Annotated in this window: 8 protein-coding genes; 4 read left to right on the top strand and 4 right to left on the bottom strand. The window is 66.3% G+C overall.

Going from position 1 to position 7,329, the window contains the following annotated elements; genetic code table 11:
- Both Q8R73_RS02610 and Q8R73_RS02605 read right to left on the bottom strand, forming a co-directional pair.
- Window positions 1-663 (bottom strand): MoxR family ATPase (locus tag Q8R73_RS02610; RefSeq protein ID WP_305717997.1); only part of this gene is annotated, 663 nt, incomplete at its 3' end.
- Between the two features lie 100 nt (window positions 664-763).
- A complete protein-coding gene (locus tag Q8R73_RS02605) occupies window positions 764-1,009 on the bottom strand; it encodes a GlsB/YeaQ/YmgE family stress response membrane protein (RefSeq protein ID WP_305717996.1) in 246 nt (81 codons plus the stop codon).
- Window positions 1,010-1,133: 124 nt separating this feature from the next.
- On the opposite strand from Q8R73_RS02605, the gene Q8R73_RS02600 reads away from it, so the two are divergent.
- From Q8R73_RS02600 to sseA, 3 genes are all read left to right on the top strand, one after another.
- The gene (locus tag Q8R73_RS02600; protein ID WP_305717995.1) at window positions 1,134-2,309 is read left to right on the top strand and encodes a VWA domain-containing protein; all 1,176 of its coding nucleotides are present in this window, start codon (window positions 1,134-1,136) and stop codon (window positions 2,307-2,309) included.
- 143 nt (window positions 2,310-2,452) lie between these two features.
- Window positions 2,453-2,866, top strand: a complete 414-nt coding sequence (locus tag Q8R73_RS02595) for a rhodanese-like domain-containing protein (RefSeq protein ID WP_305717994.1) — start codon at window positions 2,453-2,455, stop codon at window positions 2,864-2,866.
- A 119-nt stretch (window positions 2,867-2,985) separates the two neighbouring features.
- Window positions 2,986-3,846, top strand: coding sequence for a 3-mercaptopyruvate sulfurtransferase (sseA, locus tag Q8R73_RS02590; protein WP_305717993.1), 861 nt, complete (start codon window positions 2,986-2,988; stop codon window positions 3,844-3,846).
- Between the two features lie 10 nt (window positions 3,847-3,856).
- Here the strand turns inward: sseA and Q8R73_RS02585 are convergent, their stop codons facing one another.
- Window positions 3,857-4,636: a hypothetical protein gene (locus Q8R73_RS02585; protein ID WP_305717992.1), complete on the bottom strand. Its 780-nt coding sequence runs from the start codon at window positions 4,634-4,636 to the stop codon at window positions 3,857-3,859.
- 349 nt (window positions 4,637-4,985) lie between these two features.
- On the opposite strand from Q8R73_RS02585, the gene Q8R73_RS02580 reads away from it, so the two are divergent.
- Window positions 4,986-6,254 carry a L,D-transpeptidase gene (locus Q8R73_RS02580; RefSeq protein ID WP_371126014.1) on the top strand — a complete coding sequence of 423 codons (1,269 nt, stop codon included), beginning with the start codon at window positions 4,986-4,988 and terminating at the stop codon, window positions 6,252-6,254.
- A 143-nt stretch (window positions 6,255-6,397) separates the two neighbouring features.
- Here Q8R73_RS02580 and Q8R73_RS02575 read toward each other — a convergent pair.
- Window positions 6,398-7,329 (bottom strand): D-2-hydroxyacid dehydrogenase family protein (locus Q8R73_RS02575; RefSeq protein WP_305717990.1); only part of this gene is annotated, 932 nt, incomplete at its 5' end.

Here is a 7,329-nt window from a genome sequence, read left to right as displayed (position 1 = left end):
GGGTTTTTTCTTCAGGCCCGGCAGATTGCGCACTTCGTAGAAGTGGCGCATGGCAGAAGCCAGCAATTCCTGCTTGATGCCCGGGAAATGCACGTCCACGATTTTCTTCATCGTGGTGGCATCGGGGAAGCGGATGTAGTGGAAAAAGCAGCGGCGCAGGAACGCGTCCGGCAGCTCCTTCTCGTTGTTCGAGGTGATCATCACGATCGGACGCAACGTCGCCTTGATGTTCTCGCCGGTCTCGTAGACGAAGAATTCCATGCGGTCGAGCTCGAGCAGCAGATCGTTGGGGAATTCGATGTCGGCCTTGTCGATTTCGTCGATCAGCAGCACCGGGCGCTTCTCGTGGGTGAAGGCCTCCCACAATTTGCCGCGCTTGATGTAGTTGGCGATGTCGGAGACCTTGGCGTCGCCGAGCTGGCTGTCGCGCAGCCGCGACACCGCGTCGTATTCGTAGAGGCCCTGCTGCGCCTTGGTGGTGGACTTGATGTGCCAGGTCAAAAGCGGCGCGCCGAGCGCCTTGGCGACTTCCTCGGCCAGCACGGTCTTGCCGGTGCCGGGCTCGCCCTTGATCAGCAGCGGTCGCTCCAGCACGATCGAGGCGTTGACGGCGATCTTGAGGTCGTCGGTGGCGACGTAATTCTTGGTGCCGGTAAACTTCATTGAGTGGTTGCCTTGCTGCTTGTTCTTGAGCGCGACGCCGCGCCACGGTCTCTAAAGGAAACGACCGCCGGATCGGCGGTCGCCACGGGTGGGAAGCTGCTCAGACGCGTCTGACCAGCGAGAGAATGACGAGGACGATCACCGCACCGATGGTGGCGTTGATGATATCGCGGATCGCGCTGCCGCCGAGGCTGACGCCCAGTTGCGGCAATATCCAGCTCGCCACCAGCGCGCCGATGATGCCGATCACGATGTTGCCGATCAGCCCGAAGCCGGCGCCGCGCACGATCAGGCCGGCGAGCCAGCCCGCGATCGCGCCGATTACAATTGCCGCCAGGATACTCATTGATACCGCCCCGCTGATAAAGCCCCGATGCGGGCAATTCTAGTTGAAAAACCCGGCAGGTCTAGGCCTCCTGGAGGCGCGCAAGGCCCTTGACGTTCGCGGTCCGGCGGGCAATCTGTAGCGCATGTTCTTGCAATTCTTCACATCGCTGCGCGATGCCCAGGTCCCGGTCACCTTGCGCGAATATCTGACGCTGATGGAGGCGCTCGACGCCGACCTCGCCGAGCAGACCGTGGAGAATTTCTACTACCTGTCGCGCGCGGCGCTGGTGAAGGACGAGCGCAACCTCGACAAGTTCGACCGGGTGTTCGGCACCGTGTTCAAGGGGCTGGAGAGTCTGCTCGACGCCATGGAGAAGGCGGACATTCCCGCCGAATGGCTGAAGAAGCTGGCCGAGAAATATCTCACCGAGGACGAGAAGAAGCAGATCGAGGCGATGGGCTGGGACAAGCTCATGGAGACGCTGCGCCAGCGCCTGAAGGAGCAGCAGGGCCGGCATCAGGGCGGCAACAAGTGGATCGGCACCGCCGGGACCTCGCCGTTCGGCGCCCATGGCTACAATCCCGAGGGCGTGCGGATCGGGCAGGACAAGAACCGCAACAACCGCGCCGTCAAGGTGTGGGACAAGCGCGAGTTCAGGGACCTCGACGGCAATGTCGAACTCGGCATCCGCAACATCAAGATCGCGCTGCGGCGCCTGCGCAAATTCGCCCGCACCGGCGCCCCCGATGAACTCGACCTCGACACCACCATCCGCGAGACCGCCAACCACGGCTATCTCGACGTCCATATGCGCCCGGAGCGGCGCAACGCAGTCAAGGTATTGGTCTTCTTCGACATCGGTGGGTCGATGGATTCGCATATCGAGCAGGTCGAGGAGCTGTTCTCGGCGGCGAAGAGCGAATTCAAGCACATGGAGTATTTCTACTTCCACAACTGCCTCTACGAGGGCGTCTGGAAGCAGAACAAGCGGCGCTTCACCGACCGCACGCCGACCTGGGACGTGCTGCACAAATATCCGCACGACTACAAGGTGGTGTTCGTCGGCGACGCCTCGATGTCCCCCTACGAAGTCATGGTGCCCGGCGGCTCGGTCGAGCACGTCAACGAGGAAGCCGGCTCGGTCTGGCTGGAGCGCGTGACCCGGACCTATCCGCATGCGGTCTGGCTCAACCCGGTGGCGCAGAAGCACTGGGACTATTCGGAATCCACCACCATCATCCGCCGGCTGTTCTCCGAGCGCATGTACCCGATCACGATCGAAGGCCTCGAAGGTGCGATGAAGGAACTGGTGCGGTAATGGATTGTCGTCATTCCGGGGCGCGCGTGAAACGCGCGAGCCCGGAATCTCGCTGTAGTTGGAAATGAACTGATCGGGATTCCGGGTTCGCGTCTTCGACGCGCCCCGGAATGACGGTGTAAGCGGCAAAAGAGGGAGGTTCAATGCCCCAGACCATCCACACCGGCATCAAGGCCTTGATGGACGCCGCCAACGCCGAGATCGAGACCTTGAGCGCGGCCGAGGCGATCGATGCCGCCCGCAGCGACAACGTCGTCATCGTCGATATCCGCGATCCCCGCGAAATCGAGCGCGAAGGCCGGATCCCCGGCGCGTTCTCCTGCACCCGCGGCATGCTCGAATTCTGGATCGACCCGGCGAGCCCCTATGCCAAGCCGCTGTTCCAGGAGGACAAGAAATTCATCTTTCACTGCGCCGGCGGCCTGCGTTCGGCGCTGGCGGCCAAGACCGCGCAGGACATGGGGTTGAAGCCGGTCGCCCATGTGGCCGGCGGCTTCGCCGCCTGGCGCGACGCTGGCGGCCCGGTGGAAAAATGGGAACCGAAGAAGAAGGGTTGAAGCTTCCTTCGTCATTCCGGGGCGCGCGCCAGCGCGAACCCGGAATCCCGAGCTAACAATTTCCGATTCCGGGCTCTCGCCTTCGGCTCGCCCCGGAATGACAACAAGGAATTGGCACGATGACATCATCCACCGACGATCCGCTCGTTTCCACCGACTGGCTCGCCGCCCGGCTCGAAGACCCGAAAGTCAGGATCATCGACGCCTCCTCCAAATTGCCCGGCGTGCTGCCGCTGCCGGCGGAGGACTATCTCGGCGCGCATATCCCGGGCGCGGTGTTTTTCGACGTCAACGCCATTGCCGATCCCGATGACCCGCGGCCGCATATGTTCCCCGATGCCGCGCAGTTCGCGCGCGACGTCGCGGCGCTCGGCATTTCCTCCGACGACACCGTGGTCGCCTATGATTCCGGCGGCTGGACCGCGGCGCCAAGGGCGTGGTGGATGTTCCTGTCGTTCGGCCATCCCGATGTGAAGGTGCTGGACGGCGGCCTGAAGAAATGGCTGCGCGAAGGCCGCCCGACGCATTCCGGCAAGGTCGCGCCGAAGCCCGGCAAATTCCAGGCGAAGCTCGATTCCGGCTATGTCCGCAGCCAGCAGCAATTGGTGGACAATCTCGCAACCGGGGCGGAGCAGGTGGTCGATGCGCGCGCCCGGCCGCGTTTCGAGGGAACGGTCGCCGAGGTGTGGCCGGGCCGCCGCTCGGGTCACATCCCGGGCAGCCGCAATGTGCCGTACAGTGAATTGTTCGACGCCGGCACCGGCACGATGAAGCCGCTGGAGGATTTGCGCCAGGCGTTCACGGCAGCGGGCGTCGAGCTGACCCGGCCGATCGTGACCAGTTGCGGCTCCGGCGTCTCCGCGCTGGTGCTGACGCTGGCGCTGTACCGGCTCGGCGTGCGCGGCTCGGCGCTCTATGACGGCTCGTGGGCCGAATGGGGCCTGCCCGAGGGTCCGCCGATCGCGACCGGTCCGGCCTGATCGCGATCGCTTAACGGCTGCGCGGGGTGATCGTCGGCTGCGCGAACGGATCGGCGGCCTGTTGTTGGCGAGCCGCGGCCTGCCGCGCGCGCAGCGCCAACCTGCGCCGCTCCTTGGCGCGCCGCGCCTTGAGCCGTTTCTTGCGCGCCTCCGGGTCGGGCTTGGCGCTGGCGGCCTTCGCCGCCGGCTGCGTCTCGACCGTGACGGGCGGCTCGACCGCAACGGGCGTACCGCCCAAGGCGGCGATCCGGGCTGCGAAGATATCGGTGTCGGCCGCGGGCGGCAGGATCGCTGGTTCGGGTGCGGGCGCGATGGCCTCGTTGGCGGGCGGCAGGGCCGGCTCCGCCGTTGCGATCCTGGCTTCCTCCGCGGGGGCGGGGGTGTCGGCGACCGGCGCCTCGTTCGGCACAGGAGTATCCGCGACTGCGATGTCGGGCTGCATCGCCTCCGGCGGGGTCTTGTCCTGCGGCTCCAGCGCCGCGACTTCCCCGGGCTGATCCGGCGTTGCGGCAATCGCCGGTGGCTCGGCGGGCGCCGCGACCGCCGGAACATTGTCCGCGGCCGCCGGCTGCGCCGGCTCCGGTTCGACCCGCAGCAGCGCCAGCACGGGGACTTCCGGCGTCGTATCCTGCTGCCGGGCAAATTTCGGCTCCGGCGCCACGCGCCATGCGGGGGTGCTGGCGAATTCCTCGTGGGCGGCGCGCAGCAGGGCCGCCGCGCCGAGCCCGAACACCAGGACCGAGATCGACAAGACGATGGCGGCGAGCAGAAAACGGAAGCCGGGGAGCATGGACGCGATTTCCGCCCTCCCGGCTGATCCGGGAAGGCCTCTTGAACCCTGGGGAACGCGGTGACCACACGATTGGCCGGCTTCGCGTCGCGGGCCGCCGCCGGCGCGCACGAATCAGGCTGTTTTCAGGATAGCGCAACCGCTTGCCCGTTGTTTGCACCAATTCGGCGGACCGGACCCCGCCGCCCCCGTTTTCTTGCGGGGTGCGGCACTGTTGCAACGGCACCCGCGCCATCACAATATCCCGGAATCGGGCCTGATTTCGCGGATTTGTCTTGAATGCGCCGCTATCTTCCGCCATCTGCCATTAACGGTCCGGTGTGGGCTTGGGGTCTATACAAGAGCCATGATGATCAAACGCATTCTGACGATTTGTGCAGCCATGGCGGCGGGCGCCGCGGGAACCTCGCTGGGGATCTCTCTGGCCCTGGCGCAGGGCTATTCGCAGCCCCCGGGTTCGCTCTATTCGGCATCGCCGGCGCCCTATCCGCCCGGCGGCTACATCGTGGATGAACGGCGCGCGCCTGGCGCCCCCGATTTCGACGCGCTGGATGACGATGACGATGCGCCGGGTGCCACCGCGCTGTCCCCGCCCGGTCCGGCGATTGCGCCGGTTGATCCGCGTTACGGGAGGCCTGACAGCCGGCCGGTTTATTCCGACCGCGCGCCCGGCCCGATCCTGTCGCCGGATGATCCGCGTTACGGCCGTCCAGCCGGACCGCCGGCTGTCATCTATTCCGACCGCACCCCCGGCCCGATCCTGTCGCCGGACGATCCGCGTTACGGCCGTCCCGCCGGACCGCCGCCGGTGATCTATTCGGACCGCCCCGGCGGTCCGCCGCAACAGACCTATTCGGATCGCGGCTACGAGGACCCTCGCGCGCTGCGTCCGCCGGGAGCCGTCGGCGAGCCGGCCGGCGTCACCGGCACCTTGGGACCTGCGCAGGGTGCGCAAGGGACTGACGGCCGTCCGCTGGTGCTGTCGGCGCTGCCGCCCGAAGAACAGCCCGAAGTCGGCCCGGCGCAACTGCCGCCGCACCTGCGCAAGCAGGAAGTGGCCTATGCCACCAAGGAACCGGCGGGAACGCTGGTTGTCGATACCCCCAACACGCACCTTTATTACATCCTGGGCAACGGGCGCGCGATCCGCTACGGCGTCCGCGTCGGCCGCGACGGCTTCACCTGGAACGGGGTGCAGAAGGTCACGCGCAAGGCCGAGTGGCCGGATTGGCATCCGCCGACCGAGATGATCGAACGGCAGCCCTATCTGCCGCGCTTCATGGCGGGCGGCCCCGGCAATCCGATGGGCGCGCGCGCCATGTATCTCGGCTCCACCGTGTACCGCATCCACGGCACCAACCAGCCGTCCACCATCGGCAAGTTCGTCTCCTCGGGCTGCATCGGCATGCTCAACGATGACGTCTCGGACCTGTTCGAGCGGGTCAAGGTCGGCACCCGCGTGGTCGTGCTTCCCGGCGGCGCTCCGCCGGCGACAACCACGACCGCCTCGGCGCAGCCGCTGCCCGCTTCGGGCCCGGCGCAGGCATCGGGCGCCCCGGTACCCGGCATGCAGCCGACCGTGGTGCCGCCGCTGCCCGCCCCGGTGACGGTCAGGTAAAATCTCACATTTTGCACCGCCGTCATCCTGAGGTGCGCGCTCTTGCGCGCCTCGAAGGATGGCCGCACGTTCCAATCATCCTTCGAGGCGAGCCGAAGACGGCTCGCACCTCAGGATGACGGCAGTGGATGATTTGACGACTCCTACGCCAGCCGTCGCAGCGGCTCGCCCCTGAGCCAGGCGTCGATGCCCTCGACCATCTGGCCGTAGTGGTGACGAAAGCTTTCCTCGGTGACGTAGCCGAGATGCGGGGTCAGCACGAGGTTGTCGAGCTTGCGGAACGGATGGTCGACCGGCAGCGGCTCGACCGAGAACACGTCGACCGCGGCACCGGCGATCTTTCGCTGCTGCAAGGTCTGCAGCAAGGCGTCTTCATCGATGATCGGCCCGCGCGCGGTGTTGACGATGTAGCTGGTCGGCTTCATCCGGGCGAGATCGGCGGCCCCCACCAGCCCGCGCGAGCGCTGGCTCAGCACCACATGGACGGTGACGATGTCGGCGGTGGCGAACAATTCCTCCTTGCTGGCGTAACCGACCCCGACCTCCTTGCAGCGCTCCGGCGTCAGGTTCTGGCTCCAGGCGATCACGTTCATGCCGAAGGCCTGCGCCAGCCCCGACACCTTGGCTCCCAGCTTGCCGAGGCCGATCACGCCGAGCGTCTTGCCCTCGATCTCGACGCCGGCGAATTTCTGCAAGGGCTCGCCGGCATGCATGCGGGCGTTCTCGCGGCCGATATTGCGGGTCAGTTCCAGGATCAGGCCCATGGTCAGGGGCGCGGTGGGGTCGCGGGAAAACTGCGTGCCGCACAGCACGATGCCCTGATCTTTCGCCGCCTCCAGGTCGAGCGCGGCATTGCGCATGCCCGAGGTGATGAACAGCTTCAGCCGGGGCAGGGCGGCGAACAGGGCGCGCGGAAACGGCGTGCGCTCGCGCATCGCGCAGATGATCTCGAAATCCTGCAGCGCGGCGGCGGCTTCCTGCTGCGACGCGAACGGCTGGTCGAACACGGTGCCGTCGATGCGGTCGGAGACTTTTGACCAGTCCGCGATATCAAGGGCCACGTTGAGATAGTCAT

Origin of the sequence: Bradyrhizobium sp., from assembly GCF_030697065.1 — a bacterium.
Lineage (GTDB): Bacteria > Pseudomonadota > Alphaproteobacteria > Rhizobiales > Xanthobacteraceae > Bradyrhizobium.
The sequence above is the reverse complement of the archived record's forward strand: the minus strand, read 5'-3'. Positions and strand labels throughout refer to the sequence as shown.